This window comes from Lysinibacillus fusiformis (assembly GCF_002845985.1).
In the GTDB taxonomy this organism is placed as follows: domain Bacteria; phylum Bacillota; class Bacilli; order Bacillales_A; family Planococcaceae; genus Lysinibacillus; species Lysinibacillus fusiformis_D.
Map to the genome: position 1 here is coordinate 679,752 of NZ_PDFK01000002.1, position 23,031 is coordinate 702,782.

General features: G+C 38.2%; 28 protein-coding genes. 7 read left to right on the top strand and 21 right to left on the bottom strand.

Annotation, left to right across the window (positions count from 1 at the left end; translation table 11 throughout):
• Positions 1-67: 67 nt before the first annotated feature.
• From cysI to CRI88_RS09435, 7 genes are all read right to left on the bottom strand, one after another.
• The gene (gene cysI, locus CRI88_RS09405) at positions 68-1,783 is read right to left on the bottom strand and encodes an assimilatory sulfite reductase (NADPH) hemoprotein subunit (protein WP_058844848.1); all 1,716 of its coding nucleotides are present in this window, start codon (positions 1,781-1,783) and stop codon (positions 68-70) included.
• A gap of 124 nt (positions 1,784-1,907) precedes the next feature.
• Positions 1,908-3,701, bottom strand: coding sequence for an assimilatory sulfite reductase (NADPH) flavoprotein subunit (locus CRI88_RS09410; protein WP_058844847.1), 1,794 nt, complete (start codon positions 3,699-3,701; stop codon positions 1,908-1,910).
• Between the two features lie 42 nt (positions 3,702-3,743).
• Positions 3,744-3,893, bottom strand: coding sequence for a YezD family protein (locus CRI88_RS09415; RefSeq protein WP_080717104.1), 150 nt, complete (start codon positions 3,891-3,893; stop codon positions 3,744-3,746).
• On the bottom strand, positions 3,893-4,636 hold the full coding sequence (locus CRI88_RS09420) for a sirohydrochlorin chelatase (protein WP_249663926.1): 744 nt from the start codon (positions 4,634-4,636) through the stop codon (positions 3,893-3,895). The genes CRI88_RS09415 and CRI88_RS09420 overlap by 1 nt, the downstream gene beginning before the upstream one ends.
• A gap of 9 nt (positions 4,637-4,645) precedes the next feature.
• On the bottom strand, positions 4,646-5,419 hold the full coding sequence (cobA, locus tag CRI88_RS09425; protein WP_058844845.1) for a uroporphyrinogen-III C-methyltransferase: 774 nt from the start codon (positions 5,417-5,419) through the stop codon (positions 4,646-4,648).
• 298 nt (positions 5,420-5,717) lie between these two features.
• Positions 5,718-5,921 (bottom strand): hypothetical protein, encoded by a 204-nt coding sequence (locus tag CRI88_RS09430; RefSeq protein ID WP_036119794.1) that lies wholly within the window; start codon positions 5,919-5,921, stop codon positions 5,718-5,720.
• A 134-nt stretch (positions 5,922-6,055) separates the two neighbouring features.
• Positions 6,056-7,564 carry a leucyl aminopeptidase gene (locus tag CRI88_RS09435; protein WP_036119791.1) on the bottom strand — a complete coding sequence of 503 codons (1,509 nt, stop codon included), beginning with the start codon at positions 7,562-7,564 and terminating at the stop codon, positions 6,056-6,058.
• An 83-nt stretch (positions 7,565-7,647) separates the two neighbouring features.
• Here CRI88_RS09435 and CRI88_RS09440 point away from each other — a divergent pair, with 83 nt between their 5' ends.
• Positions 7,648-8,172: a divergent PAP2 family protein gene (locus CRI88_RS09440; protein ID WP_058844844.1), complete on the top strand. Its 525-nt coding sequence runs from the start codon at positions 7,648-7,650 to the stop codon at positions 8,170-8,172.
• 90 nt (positions 8,173-8,262) lie between these two features.
• Here the strand turns inward: CRI88_RS09440 and CRI88_RS09445 are convergent, their stop codons facing one another.
• The 5 genes from CRI88_RS09445 to CRI88_RS09465 form a co-directional block, all read right to left on the bottom strand.
• The gene (locus CRI88_RS09445) at positions 8,263-8,592 is read right to left on the bottom strand and encodes a YuiB family protein (RefSeq protein WP_036119784.1); all 330 of its coding nucleotides are present in this window, start codon (positions 8,590-8,592) and stop codon (positions 8,263-8,265) included.
• Positions 8,593-8,897: 305 nt separating this feature from the next.
• Entirely contained in the window at positions 8,898-10,691 is a 1,794-nt protein-coding gene (locus tag CRI88_RS09450; RefSeq protein ID WP_058844843.1) for a carbon starvation CstA family protein, read from the bottom strand.
• Between the two features lie 118 nt (positions 10,692-10,809).
• Positions 10,810-11,547: a LytR/AlgR family response regulator transcription factor gene (locus CRI88_RS09455; protein WP_058844842.1), complete on the bottom strand. Its 738-nt coding sequence runs from the start codon at positions 11,545-11,547 to the stop codon at positions 10,810-10,812.
• A gap of 6 nt (positions 11,548-11,553) precedes the next feature.
• A complete protein-coding gene (locus tag CRI88_RS09460) occupies positions 11,554-13,305 on the bottom strand; it encodes a sensor histidine kinase (RefSeq protein ID WP_058844841.1) in 1,752 nt (583 codons plus the stop codon).
• Positions 13,306-13,329: 24 nt separating this feature from the next.
• The gene (locus CRI88_RS09465; protein ID WP_058844840.1) at positions 13,330-13,827 is read right to left on the bottom strand and encodes an NUDIX hydrolase; all 498 of its coding nucleotides are present in this window, start codon (positions 13,825-13,827) and stop codon (positions 13,330-13,332) included.
• Positions 13,828-13,996: 169 nt separating this feature from the next.
• Here CRI88_RS09465 and CRI88_RS09470 point away from each other — a divergent pair, with 169 nt between their 5' ends.
• Together CRI88_RS09470 and satA are read left to right on the top strand one after the other, a co-directional pair.
• The gene (locus CRI88_RS09470; RefSeq protein ID WP_058844839.1) at positions 13,997-14,548 is read left to right on the top strand and encodes a hypothetical protein; all 552 of its coding nucleotides are present in this window, start codon (positions 13,997-13,999) and stop codon (positions 14,546-14,548) included.
• A gap of 199 nt (positions 14,549-14,747) precedes the next feature.
• A complete protein-coding gene (gene satA / locus CRI88_RS09475) occupies positions 14,748-15,269 on the top strand; it encodes a streptothricin N-acetyltransferase SatA (RefSeq protein WP_058844861.1) in 522 nt (173 codons plus the stop codon).
• Positions 15,270-15,482: 213 nt separating this feature from the next.
• Here the strand turns inward: satA and CRI88_RS09480 are convergent, their stop codons facing one another.
• The gene (locus CRI88_RS09480) at positions 15,483-15,857 is read right to left on the bottom strand and encodes a HesB/IscA family protein (protein WP_036119760.1); all 375 of its coding nucleotides are present in this window, start codon (positions 15,855-15,857) and stop codon (positions 15,483-15,485) included.
• A gap of 187 nt (positions 15,858-16,044) precedes the next feature.
• Between CRI88_RS09480 and CRI88_RS09485 the strand changes: the two genes are divergently transcribed.
• Positions 16,045-16,737, top strand: a complete 693-nt coding sequence (locus tag CRI88_RS09485; protein ID WP_058844838.1) for a DUF2225 domain-containing protein — start codon at positions 16,045-16,047, stop codon at positions 16,735-16,737.
• A gap of 48 nt (positions 16,738-16,785) precedes the next feature.
• On the opposite strand, the gene CRI88_RS09490 is transcribed toward CRI88_RS09485, so the two are convergent.
• Complete coding sequence (locus CRI88_RS09490) at positions 16,786-17,022, bottom strand: NifU family protein (RefSeq protein WP_004228295.1); 237 nt, start codon at positions 17,020-17,022, stop codon at positions 16,786-16,788.
• A gap of 83 nt (positions 17,023-17,105) precedes the next feature.
• Here CRI88_RS09490 and CRI88_RS09495 point away from each other — a divergent pair, with 83 nt between their 5' ends.
• Positions 17,106-17,441 (top strand): YuzD family protein, encoded by a 336-nt coding sequence (locus tag CRI88_RS09495; protein WP_036119745.1) that lies wholly within the window; start codon positions 17,106-17,108, stop codon positions 17,439-17,441.
• A gap of 71 nt (positions 17,442-17,512) precedes the next feature.
• Here the strand turns inward: CRI88_RS09495 and CRI88_RS09500 are convergent, their stop codons facing one another.
• Positions 17,513-18,577, bottom strand: a complete 1,065-nt coding sequence (locus tag CRI88_RS09500; protein ID WP_036119742.1) for an NAD(P)/FAD-dependent oxidoreductase — start codon at positions 18,575-18,577, stop codon at positions 17,513-17,515.
• A 269-nt stretch (positions 18,578-18,846) separates the two neighbouring features.
• On the opposite strand from CRI88_RS09500, the gene CRI88_RS09505 reads away from it, so the two are divergent.
• Positions 18,847-19,083: a YuzB family protein gene (locus CRI88_RS09505; RefSeq protein ID WP_036119739.1), complete on the top strand. Its 237-nt coding sequence runs from the start codon at positions 18,847-18,849 to the stop codon at positions 19,081-19,083.
• A gap of 80 nt (positions 19,084-19,163) precedes the next feature.
• Here CRI88_RS09505 and CRI88_RS09510 read toward each other — a convergent pair whose 3' ends face one another.
• On the bottom strand, positions 19,164-19,916 hold the full coding sequence (locus CRI88_RS09510; RefSeq protein ID WP_058844837.1) for a TIGR01457 family HAD-type hydrolase: 753 nt from the start codon (positions 19,914-19,916) through the stop codon (positions 19,164-19,166).
• Entirely contained in the window at positions 19,913-20,371 is a 459-nt protein-coding gene (locus CRI88_RS09515) for a DUF86 domain-containing protein (protein ID WP_036119733.1), read from the bottom strand. The genes CRI88_RS09510 and CRI88_RS09515 overlap by 4 nt, the downstream gene beginning before the upstream one ends.
• Before the next feature lie 88 nt (positions 20,372-20,459).
• On the opposite strand from CRI88_RS09515, the gene CRI88_RS09520 reads away from it, so the two are divergent.
• Positions 20,460-20,726 (top strand): DUF3055 domain-containing protein, encoded by a 267-nt coding sequence (locus CRI88_RS09520; RefSeq protein WP_036119730.1) that lies wholly within the window; start codon positions 20,460-20,462, stop codon positions 20,724-20,726.
• Between the two features lie 86 nt (positions 20,727-20,812).
• Here CRI88_RS09520 and CRI88_RS09525 read toward each other — a convergent pair whose 3' ends face one another.
• The 4 genes from CRI88_RS09525 to lipA all read right to left on the bottom strand — a co-directional run bounded on the left by CRI88_RS09525 (position 20,813) and on the right by lipA (position 23,004).
• Positions 20,813-21,001: a hypothetical protein gene (locus tag CRI88_RS09525; protein WP_170829885.1), complete on the bottom strand. Its 189-nt coding sequence runs from the start codon at positions 20,999-21,001 to the stop codon at positions 20,813-20,815.
• Positions 21,002-21,060: 59 nt separating this feature from the next.
• Positions 21,061-21,588: a D-glycero-alpha-D-manno-heptose-1,7-bisphosphate 7-phosphatase gene (locus tag CRI88_RS09530; RefSeq protein ID WP_058844836.1), complete on the bottom strand. Its 528-nt coding sequence runs from the start codon at positions 21,586-21,588 to the stop codon at positions 21,061-21,063.
• A gap of 117 nt (positions 21,589-21,705) precedes the next feature.
• The gene (locus tag CRI88_RS09535) at positions 21,706-22,053 is read right to left on the bottom strand and encodes a YutD family protein (RefSeq protein ID WP_036119722.1); all 348 of its coding nucleotides are present in this window, start codon (positions 22,051-22,053) and stop codon (positions 21,706-21,708) included.
• Between the two features lie 33 nt (positions 22,054-22,086).
• Complete coding sequence (gene lipA, locus CRI88_RS09540; protein WP_036119719.1) at positions 22,087-23,004, bottom strand: lipoyl synthase; 918 nt, start codon at positions 23,002-23,004, stop codon at positions 22,087-22,089.
• Between the last annotated feature and the right edge of the window lie 27 nt (positions 23,005-23,031).

The window sequence follows — 23,031 nt, forward strand, 5'->3', positions numbered from 1 at the left end:
CTATTGACATCACCTTTTTTCAACAACAAGCCATGTAGCAAAGCAATTTGCTACATGGCTTTAATCATTAGTGAAATTCTCTCCCATCATTAACAGCTGTCACATATCCAGCACGAATAACAAAGTCACCAAAATGCTCCCCCTCTAAACGCTCCTTCGCAAAATGCAGAAGAATTGGTCGAAGCTCTGCTAATATTTCTTCTTCGCCAATATTTTCACGATAGATTTTATTCAATCGGTTGCCTGTAAAACTTGCCCCTAAATACATATTATATTTCCCTGGTCCTTTACCGATAAAGCCGATTTCAGCCATCGCTGCACGTGAACAGCCGTTTGGACAGCCAGACATGCGTATAACAATTTCTGTTTCATTTAATCCTGCCTCATCGATAATGGCATCAAGCTTCGTAATGAGCGAAGGTAAATAGCGTTCTGCTTCCGCCATTGCTAAACCACAGGTTGGTAAAGAAACACAGGCAATGGAATTGCGACGTAAGGCAGAATAATGCGCACCATCTGTTAGTTTGTATTGTTCAATAATCGTATTAATTTTTTTCTTTTTTTGTGGGGTCACATTGCTAATCATTAAATTTTGGTTCGGTGTTAGGCGAAAATCACCTGTGTGTACTTTAGCTATTTCGCGTAATCCTGTTAACAGCTGATAATCTTCAAAGTCTTTTATACGACCATTTTGAATAAATAACGTGTAATGCCAATGACCATCTGCCCCTTTAATCCAGCCAAATTCATCACCAGTACGCTCAAATATATAGGGACGAGCCTGCTGAATTTCCCAGCCTAGCCGACGTGTTAATTCTTCTTGGAACCAGGCAAGCCCTCTTGCATCGATCGTGTATTTAAAACGTGCATTTTTGCGCACAGAACGATTCCCATAATCACGCTGTACCGTAATAATTTTCTCTGCTGTTTCCAATAATTTATCTGGCGTAATAAAGCCAATTAAACGAGCAAGCTGTGGATAGGTTTCATGGTCACCATGGGTCATGCCCATTCCTCCACCAACAGCTATATTAAAGCCAATAAGCTGATTTTTTTCAACGATGGCAATAAGTCCAATATCTTGTGAAAAAACATCCACGTCATTACTTGGTGGAATTGCAATCCCTATTTTAAATTTACGAGGCAAATATTGTGCTCCGTAAATCGGTTCAATTTCTTCATCCTGACTATCTACCACCTTTTCCCCATCCAACCACAATTCATGGTAAGCCCGTGTTCGAGGTAATAAATGCTCACTTAGTTTGGCAGACCAGTTGTAAATCTCTTCATGTAATGCTGATTGGTTTGGATTCACATTACACATCACATTGCGGTTTACATCTCCACAAGCTGCCAGAGAATCCAATAGTACCTCATTGATTTCCTGCATATATTTTTTGACATTCCATTTTAAAATACCATGTACTTGAAATGCTTGACGTGTTGTTAACTTTAAAGAGCCATTACCATATGTTCTAGCCATTTCATCCATGACTAGCCATTGTGCTGGTGTAGCTGCGCCACCTGGTGTTCGTACACGCACCATAAATTGATAAGCAGGCTCCAGCTTTTGGCGTTGACGTTCATTGCGCAGATCTCGATCATCCTGTAAATAACTACCATGGAATTTCATAAGACGATTATCATCCTCTGGAATACCAGAGCTTAATGGATCATTCATGGTACGTTCGAGCGTACCACGTAGGTAATTACTGTCAGTCTTAATGCGCTCTACATCACTTGGTTCTCCAGGCTGTGGAGGTAAAACTATCTTTTCTGTCATTCTTGATCGCTCCTTTAATCCTTTACACCTCGGCGTTTTGGCTTCCATCTGGGGCTGTGCTTTTTAGCTAAGGTACGAGCCTCACTAGAGGAATCATTTGTTAAAGAACTCATGCTAAATACAGTTAGTAAACGTCACGTTGGTAGCGTTTCTGCTGTTTTAATTCATTCACAATAATTTTCGCTTCCTCTGGTGTTTTCTGCCCTTGCTGCTCAATGATGTGATGAATGGTTGCATCCACATCAGCTGCCATCGACTGCTTATCACCACACACATAAATGACAGCACCCTGCTCAAGCCATTCATAAAAGCTCGCCGCATTTTCTTGTAATTTATGCTGAACATATACTTTTTGGTCGGTATCTCGTGAAAAGGCTACATGCATTTGGCTTAATGTGCCCGATGCAAGCCAACGTTGCCAATCCGTTTGATAAAGAAAGTCCGTAACAAAATGCTGGTCGCCAAAAATAAGCCACGCCTTCCCCTCAATCCCTAACTCTTCTCGCTCCTCAAGGAAAGCTCGATACGGGGCAACTCCTGTACCTGCTCCAATCATAATAATTGGCGTATCTTCATTCTCTGGTAATCTGAAGTTCGGGTTTTTATGAACATAGATTGGTAATGTATCACCAATTTGAACACGTTCTGCTACACTGCCAGAACAAACACCCAAACGTTTTCTGCCAGCTGTCTCGTAGCTAACCTTTCCAATGGTTAAATGAACTTCTTCGTTATTGGCCTTTTGGCTACTAGCGATTGAATAAAGTCGTGCTGGAATTTTACGTAGCATCTCTACAAATTGCTGAGCACTCCATGTAAATGGTGCAAAATCCTTTACCACATCAAGTAAATCTCTACCTTTTGCATAGCCCTTCCAAGCATTCGGTTCCTCAAATAGCTTTAAAAATTGTTGATGCTCTGTATAAGCACCTATTTTTTCGAGTAAAGGCCTAGATAACACCGTAATCTCTAATTTTTTCTGTAACGCATCCCTCAATGCTACCGTTTCCTCAAAAACAGTCACTTCCGTTTCTGGATTGAATTGAAGGGCTGCCAGCAATGTATGGACTAATTGCTCATCATTCTCTGGCAGAATGCCAATGCTATCTCCAGGTTCAAAATGAAAATGAGCTCCCTCAATTGATAATTCAAGATGACGTGTCTCTTTATTCGAGCCACGACCATTTAAATTCAGATTTTCAAGTACTTCAGCGTAAAATGGATTTTTTCTTGAATATGTAGATTCTTCTAGTAGTTGCGTGTCTTCGTTTGATGTTGAAGTAGACCCTACAGCAGTTGCTTGCTGCAGAAATTTTTGTTGAACTGCTGAGAACCACTGTGCAGCTGCGTCGTCATAATCCACATCACAATCAGTTCGGGGAACCATTCTTGTTGCACCTAATTTGGCGAATTGCTCATCGAAATCCTTCCCCGTTTTACAGAAAAATTCATAGGAGCTATCCCCTAAAGCAAGGACCGAATACTGTAGATGCTCTAGCTTAGGTGCGCGCTTACTGTGCAAAAACTCATAGAATTGTATCGCTTGATCGGGTGGATCACCTTCCCCATGTGTACTAACAATCAGTAAAAGATTTGTTATCTTTTTTAAATTAGTTGCTTTAAATTTTCCTAATGATGAGATAGTAACCTCTACATGTTGAGCTTTTAAAGCGGCTGCATATTTTTCAGCTAATCCTTGACTATTGCCTGTTTGAGAGCCATATAAAATGGTCATTGTTTGGGTAATGGGTTGGGCTGCTGGTGTTGGCTGTTCCTCATTTGCCTCCAATGTTGCTAGTGGTGCACTTAAATAACCGTTAAGCCAAATTTTTTGTTCGGTTGTTAATTTAGGAAGAAGCTCATTTAATAACTTCACCTGCTCTTCATTAAATGGACTGTTTATTACTTGCAATTTCAATCTTTGCCACCTCACGAATCATCATCATTTCATTTTTTTAGATTATCGAAGCCTGATCTTTTCCTTTTTTTCGATTTGAACCACGTACGCATTTTGTACAATTAATGTAATTGATCCGTGGTTCACAGTATTTAACATTTGGCGGACATTCTCTAATGCTAGATTTACGTTTTCAGCTCTTTTATCTACCATTACGAAACACCTTCCTCTTTAAAATGTAATAATTCATCAATACGTTCCACTAACACCTTTTTCACATTGTCATCGTAGCCTAGGCTTTCACAAAGCACGATATCTTGACTGTCAAAACTCTGTATTCGCTTGGCAATACTTTGCCTTAAAATACCTGTAAATAATAAATACGGTACAATAAAGACTTGCCGTTGCTTCCCTTTTTCTTGTTGGAGCCAGTCTTCAAAAGTCGGTCCCATCCCATATAAAAAGCATGTATCAACAACTTTATAATGATATTTAGTACGTAACTTTGCTGCAATTTTTGCTAGATCTCTTTTGACGGCTGAATCACTACTCCCACGCCCTATAAGTAAAACACTTGCGTCAAACTTAGGTTGCTGTTTTTCTATTATCCTAGCTTGTAATGAGTCAATTAATCGTTCATGGATTCCAAGAGGCTCACCATAAGTAAACTTTACAGATGGATATTGCTTTTGAGCTTTTGCCACTTCTTTCGGAATATCTTGTTTGGCGTGTTGGGCAGCTAGTAGTAGAATGGGCATCACTGCAATCGCTGTTGCACCTTTTCGAATACAGCTCTCAATTCCTTCAGCAATGGTCGGTGTTGCAAGCTCCAAAAAGCAGATTTCTTGAATGGATACATGAATTTCCTGCTGCACGCGTTGAAGAAACGTTACGGCCTGCTCTACGCCTGCCTTGACTCGGCTGCCGTGTGCAATATATAAAATTGCTTGCATCATTCCACATCCTTACCTCGTTATTTGGACTGGCTGTGGCGTGTTATGCTCAAACCATTGAATTGTTTCTCTTAGTGTCACAACTTTCCCTACTAATATGATGCTAGGGTTTTGAATAGTTTCCGTACACACAATTTCTTCAATTGTAGCTAAAGTACCCGTAACGGTTTGTTGCTTTGTGGCTAATGTGCCCCAATGAATAACAGCCACAGGCGTATTTTCATCACGGCCATATTTGAGTAATTGCTGACGAATGTATGGCAGATTACCAACCCCCATATAAATGGCAATCGTGTCAATTCCCTTCGCAAGACTTTCCCAACGTATCGCATCTTCTTTCCCATCCTGCATATGCCCCGTAACCATGGCAAAACTTGAACCTAATGCCCTATGTGTAACAGGAATGCCTGCATACGCTGGCGCTGCTATACCTGAAGTAATGCCAGGTACAATTTCAAATGGAATCTGATGCTTAGCTAGTACCTCAGCTTCCTCAGCCCCTCTACCAAAGACAAACGGATCTCCTCCTTTTAATCTTGTTACGACATACCCTTGCTGTGCATAACTGACAAGAGTCTGGTTGATCTGCTCTTGAATCATTGCATGCTGTTGTGGCAATTTCCCACAAAAAATCAATTTAGCGTCTTGCTTGGCATAATCCAATAGCTCTTTATTAATGAGTCTGTCATATAAAATAATGTCAGCACATTCAATACAACGTAATCCTTTGACCGTAATGAGGTCAACGTCTCCAGGACCTGCACCTACGATATAAACTTTCCCCATTCCGTTTCACTCCTTCTATCCTCTATTTATAGTGGAGGGAGTCTTCTGTACCTGGTGGTTCAAAAAACACTTATTGAATCAAGATAATAAAAGAGGCCAATATTATCCTTAGGCACAACAATGCCTATGAACAATAAAAGCCTCTAGTTTGCTAGTCAGCCACCTATTTAATTCTTAGTAATATAATAAGAATAATAAATAATTTAGTATATTCTGTCAACACCCAATTTGCTACTTCGTAAGGCACAACAAAAACCAGTTGCCGATTATAGGGCAACTGGTTGATCGTTTTATGTGCTTACCAAGGTCTGCGATACCGTGGACCTGGTCGAAAATATGGACCTGGCTGATATGGTCGATAGTTTGGATAATATGGATTATAAGGATATTGATTAAATTGAGAGCCAAGGAAACTTCCTAAAAAACCACCGAAAAACGGTGCACCAAATGGCCAAATAAAGCCTCCAAATCCTCCTCCTGGGTAACCTCCGAAATTGCGCATATGCTACCTCCCTTTTTACTCTATCGTATGAAGGAAGATACATCTATCATATGTAGAATGCCTATTCTATCGGGATTAGTGCTTAAATCACAAAAAATCAGCGAGAACAAATTCCCGCTGATTGCCATTCTCTCTTACTTTTCTTCCCCTAAACGTTGAACAAAATTCGCAAGCGTACGTACCATAACCCCAGTACCGCCTTTAGGCCCTAAATCATGTATAGCCACTGCATCAGATGTGCCAGCAATGTCTAAATGAATCCATGGCGTATCGCCAACAAATTCGCCTACAAAGCCTCCACCGAAAATCATATGACCATCACGACCTGGAGAGTTGTTTAAATCAGCTACATCTGATTTACGAATTCGTTTTTTATCATTCTCTGTTAAAGGCATACGCCAAACAAATTCATCTGTCTCATTTGCAGCTTCCATAAATGCTGCGAAAAATGCATCATCATTCGCAAGAGCACCTGTTTTATCCATACCTAGCGCAGTAATGACGCCTCCAGTTAAAGTAGCAACATCAATCAGTGATGTAGCACCTTGCTGTTTAGCATATGTAGTTGCATCTGCCAGAACTAAACGTCCTTCTGCATCCGTGTTTAAGACTTCAACCGTTTTCCCACTATACGTAGTAATCACATCATCTGGTTTAAATGCTGTATCAGATACCATGTTATCTGTAGAACCGATAACAGCTACAACATTTTTATTTGGACGTAATTCACCGATAATTTTCATCGCTCCAAGCACAGCTGCTGCGCCGCCCATATCGCCTTTCATACCGACCATTGAGTCTTTTGGCTTTAAAGAATATCCACCTGTATCATACGTTACCCCTTTACCGACAAGGCCAATTGGATCTTCAAAATCTTCAGTCGCTTTATATTTTAAAGTAATTAATCGTGGTTCTTCATATGAGCCTTGGTTAACACTTAAAATACCGCCCATACCTAGTTCCTCTAATTGAGCTTTACCTAAAATCTCTACTTCAAAATCATACTCTACTGCAAGTGATTGTGCATAATTGGCTAAATCAGTTGCTGTTAGTAGGTTTGGTGGTAGATTAATTAAACTACGAGCTTCATTGACAGCATCCGCATAAATTACACCTACTTCAAAGCTAGCCACAACCTCATCTATATCCTCTGACATTGTCACAAGATGAACAGCATTAATACGTTTATCTACTTCGTTTGAAGTTGTTTTGTAATGAGGAATAGCATAATAGCCAAGTCCAATTCCTTCTCCTGCTAAAAACGCTACATCTGTAGTTGCAATTGAATCTGTTGTAAATGATTCAAGCCAAATGGAATACTCTTTTGCCTTTAAAGCTTTTAATTCTTTTCCTACTAAACCAAATGCTGCGCGAATATCACCTTCTGTTAAGTTTTTACGCTCGTCCAGGCCTACAAATAAAATACGTTTAAGGTTCGCATGGTCTTTCACAAATGGCAATTTCGTTAGTTTCTTTAATTCTGTTGATACGTCCCCAGCACTAATCCACGTATCAAGTGATTCACCGTAAAAAGATGAAAAGCTTGTCCAATCCTGCATTTGTTCACGATGTTTTGTGACTCCCACCACTAATAGTTCTGTAGAAATCGTTTCAAATGTTTTTGCTTCTTTTACAATATGCATGTAAATTCCTCCATTCCATATACTATTATAACGAAGTTTCTGAAAAGTACGTAATATTTGCCTGTATCTTCTTTTAGAAAATAATGAATGTTATAATAAAAGCAATTATTTGCGAAGGTTGTGATGAATTGAGTTTACTTCAAAATACCCCATTACTAATTGCCCTCTTTGCCGTTCTCTTTGCACAGTTTGTCAAAATCCCCATCCATTTTTTAATGACTAGACAAGTGAACTGGAGCCTGTTTACCTCGACGGGTGGTATGCCTAGCTCTCACTCTGCCTCAGTCACTGGACTGGCAACCTCGATTGCTTATGAGACGGGGTTGGAATCCCCTATTTTTGCAGTAGCCGCTATGTTTTCCATTATTGTGATGTACGATGCCAGTGGTGTTCGTTACCAAGCAGGACAGCATGCCGCTATATTAAATCAGCTGCGCAAGGACTTCCAAACATTGCTCCATGATTTAAAAAAATGGCCTCAGATGGATGGGCAGGAGAAAATGGAGGAATTAAAAACATTATTAGGTCATAAACGAAGCGAAGTATTTTTTGGGGCTCTCACAGGTATTTTTATCGCCATCATAACCTACGAGTTTTTCATATTATAAGCAATAAAAACACATCCTCTAGAGGGAGGTTGTGTTTTTTTGTATAAAAAAAGTATTCTTCCTTCGATTGAAAGAAGAATACTCAGCAAGTTAGAACATTCGATATCCACTTTTTCGTAAATAAATCATCACGATACCTGCCACAATGGAACCCGCAAAACCACCTGATAAAATAGCAATATCTACAAACTGTAGCGCCTGTAATTTATCGATTAGTGCTGGGAATGCAGAACCTGGCTTAAAAATATAATCTAAGAAGCTTACTTCATCTACAATAAAGATGACAACGATTGGATACACAATCGACATTAACCATGTCATACGTAACAGCATATTTAACAAAAATCCGATACCAAAGAACATGACGAAAAATAACAATATTGAAATGATTAACTGTACTAATGAAACTGGACCATCCATGTATGTATAACCTCCGTTTTCCTCTCATTAGTTTACATGATTACGACAACGCTTTCAATGAACATATCCTTGTTTTCGCTTGTTCGACATATTTAGTTAATCTTTCAGTTATCGCGGATTTTTGCAGGTATTCTTTCTCTTAACAAGAGTATTTCCCTGTCTTCCGCGAGTATTCCTCCTCCTATCGAGAGTATTTCCCTGTCTTCCGCGAGTATTCCTTCCTTCATCGCGAGTATTTTCCCGCTTTTATCATCAAAAAACTATTGAAGATAGGACTTCTAATCTTCAATAGTTTTACTGTTTCTTTATGAAGCTGTTTGAGCTAGCAAGAACTTCGGTGATTTCCAAAGCTGTGCCCATTTTTTAAAGGCTGTGATGACGATTAATAAACCGAGCATCAGCATAATAACGGATAAGATGCCATTTAACATATTGAAGCCTGCAGCTGCTGGATTCCAATACACATTTTTAATCATCCAATAGCCTGCAACATTGACAGTGACGTATAAATAAGCCAATGGAATAAAGCATGTTAGCGCATAAACTCGCTTATCTGCCACCTTCAATACCATCGTCACTCCACATACTAAACCAATAGCTGCCATCAGTTGATTGGATACACCAAATAATACCCAAATGGAGCTAATATCCCCCGAATACAATAAATAGCCCCACATAAAGCAGGCGAGTGCACTGGCAAAAATTGTACCCGGTACCCAATTGGTACGCTTCAATGGTTTATAAACATTGCCACCAAAGTCTTGAATCAAATAGCGAGCTACTCTCGTTCCTGCGTCAATAGCTGTTAGAATAAAGACAGCCTCAAACATTATTACAAATTGATAGAAATAAGAAGATAACTCTGCGAACCAAGGAATGCCTGTAAAGATATCTGTCATTCCAACAGCCAAGGTTACAGCGCCTCCTGTTCGTCCCTCTAAATCCATGCCAATGCTTTGAGACAAGGCTTGTAAATGAACAGGCTCCATCCCTAATGTGGCAAATACAGCTGGTGCTGAATTAATCGCAAAATAGTCTGCTGGATGAAGGGCTGTAGCTGCAATCAAGGCCATCACGCCTACTAATGACTCTACTAACATTGCGCCAAAGCCAACAATACGAATATCTTCCCAACGATCAATCATTTTAGGCGTCGTTCCTGAGCCTACAAAAGCATGGAAGCCTGAAATAGCTCCGCAGGCAATCGTAATAGACACAAATGGCCATACAGGACCTGCAATTACTGGGCCACCGCCATGAATAAATTCTGTTAACGGCGGGAACTGAATAGCAGGATTGACAAAGAAAACGCCAATAATTAATGCAATAAATACACCAATCTTCATGAAACTACTTAAATAATCACGTGGGGCTAGTAATAGCCATACAGGCAAAGCAGCGGCGAAAAAGGCATAAATCGGTAAGATAATAGCTAATGTATCACGGTCAAACGTTAAAAATTCACCAAATGCTGTACCTTGAATAAGTGGCCCGATAAATACGCCAATCATCAATAAAATAAAGCCTACTGTGGATGTTAAAATTAAATTGCCTGTTTTTCGATAAGCAATCCCTACTAGTATCGCGATTGGAATAGTAATTCCTACCGCAAACGTTCCCCATGGATTACGTTCTAAAGCTCCTAACACCACCATTGAAAGACCTGCCATAGTAATCGTAATAATAAATAGCATCGCAAGGCCTGTACAGAAGCCAGCAATAGGACCAAGCTCCTCCTTCATCACTTCTGATAAGGATTTCCCCCCATGACGCATGGAAGCAAATAACACAACAGCATCATGGACAGCCCCACCAATTACCGCTCCTATTAATAACCAAAGAAGTCCAGGTAAATACCCGAACTGTGCAGCTAAAATCGGTCCAACCAACGGCCCTGCAGCGGCAATCGCTGCAAAATGATGCCCAAAGGTTACCCATTTATTCGTCGGAACATAGTCCTTACCATCTTCCAAAGCATGCGCTGGCGTGGGCGTATCATCTTTTATTTTGAGTACCTTTTTTGTAAAGAATATGCCATATAAACGATAGCTAATCACCAAAACACAAATAGATCCTATCACAATTGTAATCGCATTCATGCAAACACCCCTTTTACTTTTTTCACATCATAGCAAAGGAATGTCCCCCATATTCATAAAATTAACTGAAATGTCAGAAATCAAAGTTGAAATGTCGTATTCTTCTATTGAAATGCAACTATTTTGATAGGTCAAAAATTTTCCGTACATCCTTCATATACAGCCTACTAACCGGAATTGAATGTCTGTTGTGCAATATTAAATTATATTTAGAACTACTCCAAGGCTCTAGTTCCACAATATGCTCTAAATTAACAATGAACGCACGATGGACACGCACAAAACCTTTTAAAGCCAGCTTCTTCTCTAACGCTGCCAATGACTCCGAAGCGAAAAATCTCCCTTGCTCTGTCACAACCACCGTTTTACTGTCCTCAGATGTACAATATAAAATATCCTGTATTTTCATTAATAAAATTCGATCGTTTACATAAACCGTTAATTTATCGAGCTTGTCCAACTGTGAAAACTTTATTTCTTCCATTGTTTTTACCTGGGCAGCTCTTTTTTTAGCTAATAGCTTTTCCACAGTAGCTTGTACTCTTTGTGCCTCAAATGGTTTCAAAATATAATCAAAGGCACTGACCTCAAATGCCTGTAATGCATATTCATCATAGGCTGTAGCAAAAATAATTTCGGGTCTTTGTGCATCTAACAGTAGTTGCTTAGCTAAATCGAGTCCATTATTCATTCCTAACTCAATATCTAAAAATACACAATCTATCTGTTCATACTGTTTGCAAAAGTCCTCTAGATTTTCAGATTCGCCACAAACATTTACTAGCGCTGTTTGCTCTAATAAATACCTCAACTCAGCGCGTGCCAACGGTTCATCATCCACAATATATACATTCAATCTTTTCTACTCCCATCTAGTCGCCTTTAGCGGCAGTTGAATCATTATTTTCGTTCCTACATCCAATGTACTCGCTATATGAAAATCTGCCTCTGTGCCGTAAATTTCATGAATGCGTTGGTAAATATTCCATAACGCCGTTCCTGTTCCTTGCTCCGATTGCATAATATGTTTACCGAGCTGTTTCACCTGTTCTTTTCTCATACCACAGCCATTATCTTCCGTTACTAGTACTAGCTTATCGTTCACTCGTTGTACTTTGACAAAAATCTTGCCTTCCTTGCGGTTTTTAAAGGCATGATAAATAGCATTTTCAACAAGAGGCTGTAATGTAAATGGAGGAATTTGCACATCAAAGAGTGTTTCATCCATCATAAATTCGACTTCGTAACGATTAGGAAATCTTGTTTGCTCAATGGATAAATAAGCCTCAACATGATCAATTTCATTTTTTAATGGAATGAGCATTTGCCGTGCGCCTTGCAAATTGCTTCTAAAAAATGTGCTTAGTTTGATCAATAGTGCTCTTGCCGCATCTGCATCTGTTCGGATCAAGCTCGAAATCGTGTTCAGACTATTAAAGAAGAAATGAGGATGAACTTGTGCCTGTAATGCTTTAATTTCAGCGTCTTTTAATAACTTTCGCTGTTGTTCAATTTCAGCATATTCGAGCTGCGAGGAGAATAGTCTACTTAAGCCCTCCGCAAGTTCCTTCTTCACTCCTGTTAAAGATTCTGCTTTCGTGAAATAGAGCTTTAAGCTTCCAACAGTGCGCTGCTGTACCATTAAAGGCAGAACAATGGCAGCGCTTAATGGGCAACCATCATGTGGACATTGAATCTCCTTTGCCGAAGTAGCCATTAAAATTTCGCCTTCCTTTAATACACGTTTCGTTAGAGCTGTCATAATTTCACGATGAATTAAATGATGATCCTCACCAACACCGACATGTGCCAATATGCCCTTTTTATCAGTAATAGCGACCGCCTCTACTTTTATTTCCCTTTTAATAATTTCAGCAACCGTTTGGCATGATTCTTCATTCAAACCCTTACGAAAATGCTCAATCGTTTGTTGGGCAATCGAAAAAGCTTGATGTGTTTGTAAAGCTTTTGTCCGTTCTTCCTCATCAATAAATGTTTTAATAATCATGAAAAATAAAAATATCCCAAAGGCATTCATCAAAATCATTGGCAGCGCAATTAACGATACTAACTGCAAAGCTTGCTCGAATGGCTTCGCGACTACTAAAATGACAATCATCTGAATCGTTTCCGCACAGATTCCAATAATGACAGCTTTCTTATAGGAAAAAGTTTGACGTATTTTGAAACGTTTGCTTAATCCACCTGTCATAAAGCCAGCAAGAATCGTCGAAACACCACAGGCTATCGCTGTAAAGCCCCCAAGTGTAATTCGGTGAACACCTGCAATAATCCCTACACAAACACCTACAAGGGGCCCACCAAAAATACCTGCAATGGCTACGCCGATTAACCTCGTATTAGCAATAGCCTCCTCAGCATTGATCGTACTATGTATCATCTGATTTAAAGGATGAATCGTACCGCTTTCAATTTTAATACCTGTATAGCTACTAATAATACATAAGCTACTAAAGATAATGATAAGCCATATTTTCTCCTTCTTTCCTTGCTCCTGAAACAGCTTCTCTCGAAAAAGTCTCCATCTGGACATTAAAAAGGCAAACACAATGATCAAACCGACTCGCTCCAGCATAAATAAAAATAACTCCATCATAGCCTTCCTCCTGAAGTCATATCATTTTTTAAAGAACAGTCGATAAGAGGTATAACCAAAAATATCGCCAGGATTAATCCCCTCTATCGCTTCTAATTGATGTTTTTCGAATTGATTGGATGCCATTTCTTTTAACATAACCGAGGTTGTTTCATCCTGTGCTAGCTCATGAGGATACAACCATTTGGCTTCTAGTATTTCTTTTTCCTGAATGCATACCTGTTGCTGCTCATCTAGCATATGACAATAAAAAATCGCCATATTATCACTAATGTCATCACGGATGACACCCGTTCTAAATCCAATTAAGCCTGATACACTGCAATCAATTCCTGTTTCTTCTTTGATTTCACGAATGACCGCCTCATCCACTGTTTCACCTGCGTTGACAAACCCTGCTGGCAATGACCAACGTCCTTTCAAGCCGCTATAAGCCTTTTTCACAACTAACCATTGTCCAAGCTCATTGACCGTAACACCTGATACACCCAACCATATTTTTCCTCGATCTTTTTTCATAACCTTCACCTCTATCTAACTATTATACCTGCTTGCTTTCAATGGAATGAAGCTTTTATTCAGAATTTTAAGACCAATCTTTATATACTATAAAAATGCGTATACATACCTTATTTGTAAATATGTTACACTTTCAATAACAAGGAAGTTTGATTTAGGAGGAGACCTTATGTTAAATGCACTCTCAGTGCGAGCAAAGTACTTTATAACAGCACTTATGTTAGCAATATTAACTCCTTTTCTTGCCTTTTTTATGCCCTTAACTATATCGCATACATTTTATTTTAATAGGGATAATGTCGTACTGATTACACCTCCTAGCAACTTTATTATGCTTTTAATAGCCATGGGATTGATAGTATTAGCTTTGATTGTCCTCGGATTAAAAAGAAATCCATATATTTACGCCATTTCATCTGCAATCATCTTAAGCAGCTTCGTATTAGGCTATTATTCTTTTTTAAGCTATAGCGCCATACAAAAGGATCAAATCGTTTTTCAACATTATCACAAACAAACTATTTATAAATGGCAAGATATAAATGAGGTTATCTACGAATATGAAATAGGCTCTGTAGGAACGTATTACTTTCAAACAACAAACAATGAACAATTTGTTATCGAGGAAAACGGACAATTTGGTCTCGATGAAAAAAGGACCATTTACCAGCTAGCTATTTTAAATGAGGCAAAGTTTATTGAGCGTGAAAAATCTGATTAGCTCCATGAAAAAGGCTTCTTTCATTCCGCTTTTCTTAGAACTGATTGTACATTAACTATTATTTCATCAAAGAGAGTCTCACCAATGTAAACATGTAAATTCCAATTTCCTGCTGTCGGGAATTCCATTAAAGAAGGTAGATGTTAGTTTGACTTAAGATAGGTAGAAATCCTACCTCAATGGAGAAAGGGAGATGAAAATGATTATTAAAATGAATCAAGATAATATAAAGGATTTTAATAAAACAAACGACGGTTTTATGGTTTCAGGAAGGATTGTACCGACATATGCAAATAATATTTGGACATTCACAGAGGAAATATTTGCTGAGCCTTACTTCAAGAAATATGATGATGATGAAATGGACCTTCGTTACATAGAGGAAGTCGAGAAAGCTGTATTTTTTTATTATATTGAAAACAACTGTGTTGGGCAGATTAAGATGTGCTCTAATTGGAATGGATATGCACTTATTGAAGATATTGCTGTTGCAAAGGATTATAGAAAAAAGGGTGTTGGTACTGCCTTACTAAATAAAGCAATTGAGTGGGCAAAAGAAAGGAGCTTTTGTGGTCTCACGCTTGAAACACAGGATATCAATGTTTCAGCTTGTCATTTTTATGCCAAAAATCACTTTATAATAGGTGCAGTGGATACAATGCTTTATGCAAACTTTCCAACAGCAAATGAAATAGCGATTTTTTGGTATTATAAATTTTAGATTATTAGAATGCCCTGTTTCATTATATAAACGGGGCTTTCGTTTTAGATTTTTTATATTTGCAAACCATAGTAAAAGCCTCTTCAATTTGTTGTTATCCCAACATACAAATCAAAAAGGCTTGGTATCTATAACCCTAAACCGCTATTTTAGGGTTGTGTTCTTATTTTAAGGATTGTGTACACTTATCTATCAACTTCCTGATACAAGTTTTTATTCACAAACCTCAGGTGTACCTTCACGTTTAGCTGTTTTAAATGAAGTACCACAGCCACATGATGCAATAGCATTTGGATTATCGATTGTGAAGCCACCGCCCATTAGCGATTGTTTATAGTCAATTTTTGTTCCCATCAAAATCGGCGCATCTTCACGGGAAACAAGAATTGTTAAACCATGCTGTACATCTTCAAAGTCATCTTCTTTTTTCTCTTGATCAAAGTGCATGCCATAGGATAGTCCGCTACAGCCGCCACCGTTCACCACTACACGTAAAAAAGAACCTTGTTCTTCATTATGCTCCATCATTTCATTAATATGAAAGCCAGCAGCTTGTGTAACTTCTATTACTTTTTTTGTACTTGTCATCCCAATCACCTTCCTTCTTACGTATTATCATATCAATTTTGACCATTGTATGACAAACATTCAGCTTCAAGTCGATTTTTAGTCATAATTCTAATATTTTTCACATTTTTAGTATTTTTTATTCATGTTAATAAAAACTCTATTGGTATAATAGTTACAACGACTTCTTTGTAGGGGGGGAATATATATGGAGATTTCACCATATTACGAAAAAAAAATTCAATGTTTGAATTGCAAAAAAGAATTTCCAACATTAAAGGTACGCTCAAAATTTATTAAAGTAGACCATACCGAAACAGATTTTCAACCGATCTATGCAGATGATGTCAATGCTCTTTATTACAACGTCTTTGTTTGCGAGCATTGCGGCTTCTCCTTTACAGAAGACTTTACAAAATATTTTGCACCAGGTATTCAAGATGAAATTCGTACACACATTACGGAAAAATGGGTGCACCATGATTTCAAGGGTGAACGTACCGTATTTCAAGCGATTCAAGCCTATAAGTTAGCTTTTCTTTGTGGGACAATTAAAAAAGAAAAAAATGTAGCGATTGCCGGATTAACTCTACGTCTTGCTTGGCTCTATCGTTCGTTGAACAATAGTGGACAAGAGGAGCGCTTTATGAAATTAGCACGTGATTATTATATGGAATCTTATTCTACCGAGGATTACAGCTCCACACAAATGTCAGCTGTCCGCATCATGTATATGATTGCTGAATTATCCAGACGCATTGGAGATATTGAAAATGCCACACGTTTCTTTTCAAGAGTCATTGAAAAACAAAGTGCTGGGGGCGAAGCAAAAATTGTGGATATGGCGAAAGAGCAATGGGCCATTATACGTGAAGAGAAAGAACATGCACGCCATGTATAGCTGAAAAAAGTTCTAGCTGTGCTGACAGCTAGAACTTTTTATGATAGCTTAGAATACTTGCTCTACTTCCACAATACCTGGTACTTCTTCTAGTAAAGCACGTTCAATACCAGCTTTTAATGTAATCGTAGAACTTGGGCAACTGCCACATGCACCTAATAAACGTAATTTAACAACGCCATCCTCAACATCTACTAATTCACAGTCTCCACCGTCACGTAGTAAGAATGGACGTAATTTATCTAATACCTCTTGTACTTGGTCGTTAATTGTTGCTTCTGCCATTTATCTCGACTCCTTTCCTTATAATGATTATAATGTTAGCAACAGAAAAAATCCAATATTGAATCACAAGGAGAGAAAATACTATGCCATCAACAAAACCGATGATTGAAATTTATGGAACAGCTGTTATCTGTGCTAGCTGTGTCAATGCTCCATCTTCAAAAGATACATATGAGTGGCTTCAAGCAGCCATCGACCGTAAGTACCCAGATCACACCTACGATATTCGCTATATTGATATTGAAGGTCCAATTGAGAATGATCGCGACCAAGAGTATGCCAAACGTATTCAAGAAGATGAGTTTTTTTACCCTCTTGTCCTCATAAATAATGAAGTTGTTGGTGAAGGCTATGTGCAATTAAAGCCTGTATTTACAGCACTTGAAAATTTAGGCTTTGTTCCAGACGAAACTGTTTAAACAAAGCTAAGGGATTGCTTCAACATGATGTTAGAGCAATCCCTTTTCTCTCTATGAAAGACAGTAGCTAATTAATCATTTTGACGTTTGTAATACCATAATAATCCTGATTTCATTAAGCGCGCAATACGTCCAGTGACTGTTGTATCAGCTAAGTACACAAAGCCTTGTTTTTTACCAAGAGCCCCCATGAAGCCTTTTAATTTAATGTCTGGCATCTTCTCTGGTAAATGTTCACCTTTCCAACGCATACGAAGTACTTTTACGATTTGCTCCGCTTGTTCCTCAGCTAACTGTGCTGTTGGAGGTAAATCTGATGAAGCACAATCCCCTACAATATAGACATGTTCATCATCAAGTACATTAAAATACTGAGTGACAAGTGGACGGTCATGTTTATCCTTCTCAACATCCATATCACGAACGATTTTGACAGGCTGTACACCTGCAGTCCAAACGACAGCATCGAGTAAAATTTCATCTTCGTGATTGAAAATTTTACCTGGTTCTACTTTTGTAATATTGGAGTTGGCTATAACATCAACATTATGCTTAACAAACCAATCCTTTACATACTTACTTAGTTTTTCTGGAAAATCCTTAAGAATACGTTGACCACGGTCAAATAACTTTATTTTTAAATCTGATCGACTTTCACGTAGCTCACTTGCAAGCTCAATTCCACTCAAGCCAGCCCCTACAATTCCCACTGTAGACCCAGCCGGTAAACCACAAAGTGCTTGGAATGTTGCGCGCGATTGTCCCATCGTTTGAATGCTATATGTGTGCTCTTCCGCACCTGGTACACCATGATATTTATCTTCACAGCCAAGCCCAATGACTAAATCATCATATTCAATACGTTGCCCATCTTCTAAAAGGACTACTTTTTCTGCACGATTAATTTCAACGACTTCTCCATATACAGCCGTTAAACGTTCATGCTCTGGGAAGCTTACACGAATTTCTTTATCTGTTGCAGTCCCTGCCGCCAATGCATAAAATTCTGTTTTTAAACTATGGAAAGGGGCTCTATCTACTATAACTACCTCTCTGTCTAATGGTAAGCTATTTAATAGACGAAGCATGACACGCATATTGCCGTAGCCGCCACCTAAAAGTACTAATTTACCCATAATAGTCTCCTTTTATATCTCTTTTAATAATTGTTCACAAAGTATCCACAAACGAGTATAACCGATTGTGAGAAGTTTCACAATATCAGAATGAAATTTTGTGAAAGATTTCACATAATAAATGAGAACTTGTTCATTTCGATTGATTTTAGAGCTATTAATAACGAATTCCCTTTATCTTTTATCAAAAAACGTTTCTTTTACCTTAAACATAAATAATTGACGAAAATCGTAAAACCGAGTAGCATTACTTTGGTGAGGTGACATGAATGAATCCAATGGTTGAATTTTGTATAAGTAATTTAGCAAATGGCTCTCAAGCAACTTATGAAGTACTCGAACGCGACCCAAACATCGACGTTTTGGAATATGGCTGCCTCAGTTATTGTACAAAGTGCTCGGAATCTTTTTATGCAATTGTAAATGGTGAATTAGTAGAAGCCGATTCTCCTGATGCATTAACGAAAGCCATTTATCAATTTATTGAAGAAAATCCATTATGGTAGTTTTCTAAAATGCCTATATGAAATAAATTTGAACAAATAAAAAGGATGTTATGCTAAAAATCAGCATAAACATCCTTTTATTATTTTAATACATCCACTACATATGTAGGTTGACATTCTTTTTCTAGTACAACCTTTGTAGGAGTAACACCTGTATTCACATGAATGGTGTCACAGCCAAAATGAATACCACACATAATGTCCGTGTCATAGTTATCACCGATCATCACCATGTCTTCTTTAGCCATTCCATGTTCTGTAGCGATTACTTCCAGCATGGCTGGTGATGGTTTACCAATATAGATTGGTTCAACATCTGCAACCTCTCCTACTAAGCGAGCAAAAGAACCATTGCCTGGTAAAAAGCCGTACTCTGTCGGGAATTTAATATCTTGATTAGTCGCAATAAAGGTTGCCCCTTTTTGGACAAAAATCGTTGCTCTAGCAAGTGCCATATAATCAAGCGTACGATCAATACCCATAACAAATACTTCCGGCTCATCTTCAACAGGTTCAATATTTTCATTGAGTAATGCCTGACGTATTCCATCTGTGCCCATCATGGCTACTTTTTTGCCTGCGAAATGAAGTGCCACATATTTTGCTGTTACCAATGCACTTGAATAAATATGCTCTAATGGTGCGTTTACACCAATAGACATTAAAACTTCCTGCAGTTGTTCTCGCGTCTTCGAAGAATTATTCGTTACATAAAATGGCTCAATTCCTGCTTGCTGTAAACGATGAATAAACGCAACCGCTGAAGGAATTCCTTCCTTCCCGCGATAGACAGTGCCATCTAAATCAAAGCAATAGGCTTTATATTGTTTCATTGATGGTCCTCTGGTAAAAAAGCTGAAACTGGCCCTAATTCATTTGTTAAATAATGGTGGACTGCTGGCGAGAATTGCTTTAAAGCCTCTAAATTGGCTGTTAGTACCTGAATAACCTCTGGGATATCTACATCTATAAACTCGCGTACAAGCATTTTACGCAAGCCAACAACTGCTTTATATGGTGCTTCCATTTCAGCAGCTACAACTTTTTCATCGACTAAAATATCGATGATATCCTCGTAGCTTCCTGGATCACGCATAATGAAACCGTCAATCATTAAATTGCCTACATCCATCATTGACTCCATAATGTTGTGTCCAATTCGCTCGATAGCTAATTTCTTTATATCATTTTGAAGCCAGTTATCATTATCCTCTGTCTCCAAAATAGTTAATAGCCCATCTAAGTACTGTAAATTTTTTGTGATTTTATTACGATCTACAAAATACACAAGGAAAGCCCCCATTCAAATCATTAAAAGTTGATAGTCTTTTCTCTTCTATAGTACCATAACTATAGGACTGGAAGGAGATTAAAAGATGGAACGTTTTTTTTTATATGATGATGTAGAAGATACAAAAACACGCTTTGTTAGTTTTGCTGGGAAAAAGCTACGTTATGATTTAGCTATTTTACAATCAGGCCGCTTCTTTGGAAAAGTGCTTGTCATGGATATTCAATTTGGTCGCTTTGCTATCATCGGCCCTGATGATATAGAAGAACCTGGTTACTTAGAACATGTGTACAATCGCACAGAGGAAGAAACGATAGAGTTACGAGAATATTTACGTGAATTATTGAACTAACACCCTTTTTATTGGGTGTTTTTTTATAGGGCATAAAAAAATTCCGCGTTACCCTGTAGGCGATTGCGAAATCTTTTTACGTATTGTTATTTATTTAAAGTAGATGGATTATTTTTATTATGGGGCTTATTGTCTTTGTTTTCTTCATCATTTTGTTTTTTTGCTTGCTGATTTTGACCAATAACCGCTAAATCATCTACACTTATATCAAAACCATATCCGTATTCCTCACGATCTAATGGCTTTTTATCGCGCTTGTTCTTTGCCAATATCATCACCTCCACTCATAAATTATCCTTTTTTTAATGTTTTATACTTCTTTTTTTCACACTAATTAAGTCGTTGAATCCTCAATAATCCAATGTGCAGCACTTATTAAATCTGGGAAAACGGCATCTGCTAATGGATCTTGGTCTCCTAAAAATACACCCTTTGTTCCTGCTTGTTTGCCTGCAATTATATCCGTGTCCGTATCACCAACCATATAGGATTTAGATACATCAATGTTATATTTCCTCGCTAAATCCACAATTAATTTACTATTGGGCTTTCGGCAAGCACAGCCCGACCTAGGCTTATGTGGACAATAAACGACCTCATGGATAGTGGCGCCTTTTTTCTTGAGCTCCTTCACCATATGCTCATGTATTTTCTGTAAGCTCGTTTCCTTCATGAAACCTAAACCGACACCACCTTGATTTGTCACAACAAACACATAATCAAAATGTTTATTTAACTTCTTGATCGCCTCAGGCACCTGTGGTAAAAAGTATAAATCCTTAGGCTTATTGACAAATTTCACACGACTCGTTAGTACCTCATTGATGACACCATCGCGATCTAAAAATACGGCTCTTTTCATATGCAACACACCTTTAATAAGCTGTTTTGTGCTTTAGTTTTCCCCCATTACTGCAAAAGAAAACAAGGACACAAGAAAAAACCTGATGCCTATCACATCAGGTTTCTCTTATCTTTTTTATTCCGCTAAAGGTTCTTGGTCTGTTGGCTTTGTTACCACACTTGTATCCAACACTTCGGGCTGTTTCATGACTTTGCCCGTTTTACGTAACACAAAATAAGCACAGCCAAAATTACAATACTCATATAGATAGTCTTGAAGCGTACTTATTTTCGTATCAAAAGTTGATTTTTGATTTTTATCATCAAAAAAACCCTTTAAACGTAATTGATTATAGCCCCAATCCCCTACAATATAATCGTATCTGGCTAAAATATCTGAATACCTTTCCTGAAAAACTTCCTCCTGAAAGGCTTCTCGATAATCCTTTATTAGTTCATATTCTAATCCTTCAATTATGATCAAAGTGACACCACCCTTTTCGTTCAGCCTTGACGTTTAGAGTTCTGCTTGTAATTGACGTTCTTTTGTTGCAGCATTTACTTGTTCATCTGCATGATAACTACTACGTACAAGTGGGCCTGCTTCACAATGTTTAAAGCCTTTTTCCATGGCAATCTTACGCAGTTTACCAAATTCAATTGGTGAATAATATTTTTTAACTGGTAAATGCTTTTTCGTTGGCTGTAAATATTGACCGATTGTCATAATATCTACATTATTCGCACGTAAATCGTCCATTACTTCTAAAATTTCTTCGTGTGTTTCGCCTAAGCCAATCATTAACGATGATTTCGTTGGAATTTCTGGCTGCATCTCTTTAGCCAAGCGAAGGAACTCTAATGAGCGTTCGTATTTTGCACGAGCACGTACTCTTGGTGTTAAACGGCGTACCGTTTCAATATTATGGTTTAAAATATCTGGTTTCGAATCCATTAGCAGTTGAAGGTTTTCTTTTATACCACCTAAATCTGATGGCAGCACCTCAACAGATGTGAAAGGACTTTTACGGCGAATAGCACGAACTGTTTCGGCTAATACTTGCGCACCGCCATCCTTTAAATCGTCACGCGCTACCATTGTGATTACAACGTGCTTTAAGTTCATAATTGCTACTGAATCTGCAACGCGCTCTGGTTCAGCCAAATCTAGTTCATTGGGTAACCCTGTTTTGACTGCACAGAAACGACAAGCACGTGTACAAACGGAACCAAGAATCATCATGGTAGCAGTACGTCTTTCTCCCCAGCATTCATGGATATTTGGACAGCGAGCTTCTTCACATACTGTATGCAGATTTTTCTCACGCATCAGCTTTTTAAGCCCTTTATATTCGTCGTTCGTGTTTAGTTTTATTTTTAGCCAGTCTGGTTTTCTTACATGTTCTTCTTTACTTGTAGGTTTACAAGATGTCATACGAATATCGCCCCTATCAAAAATATG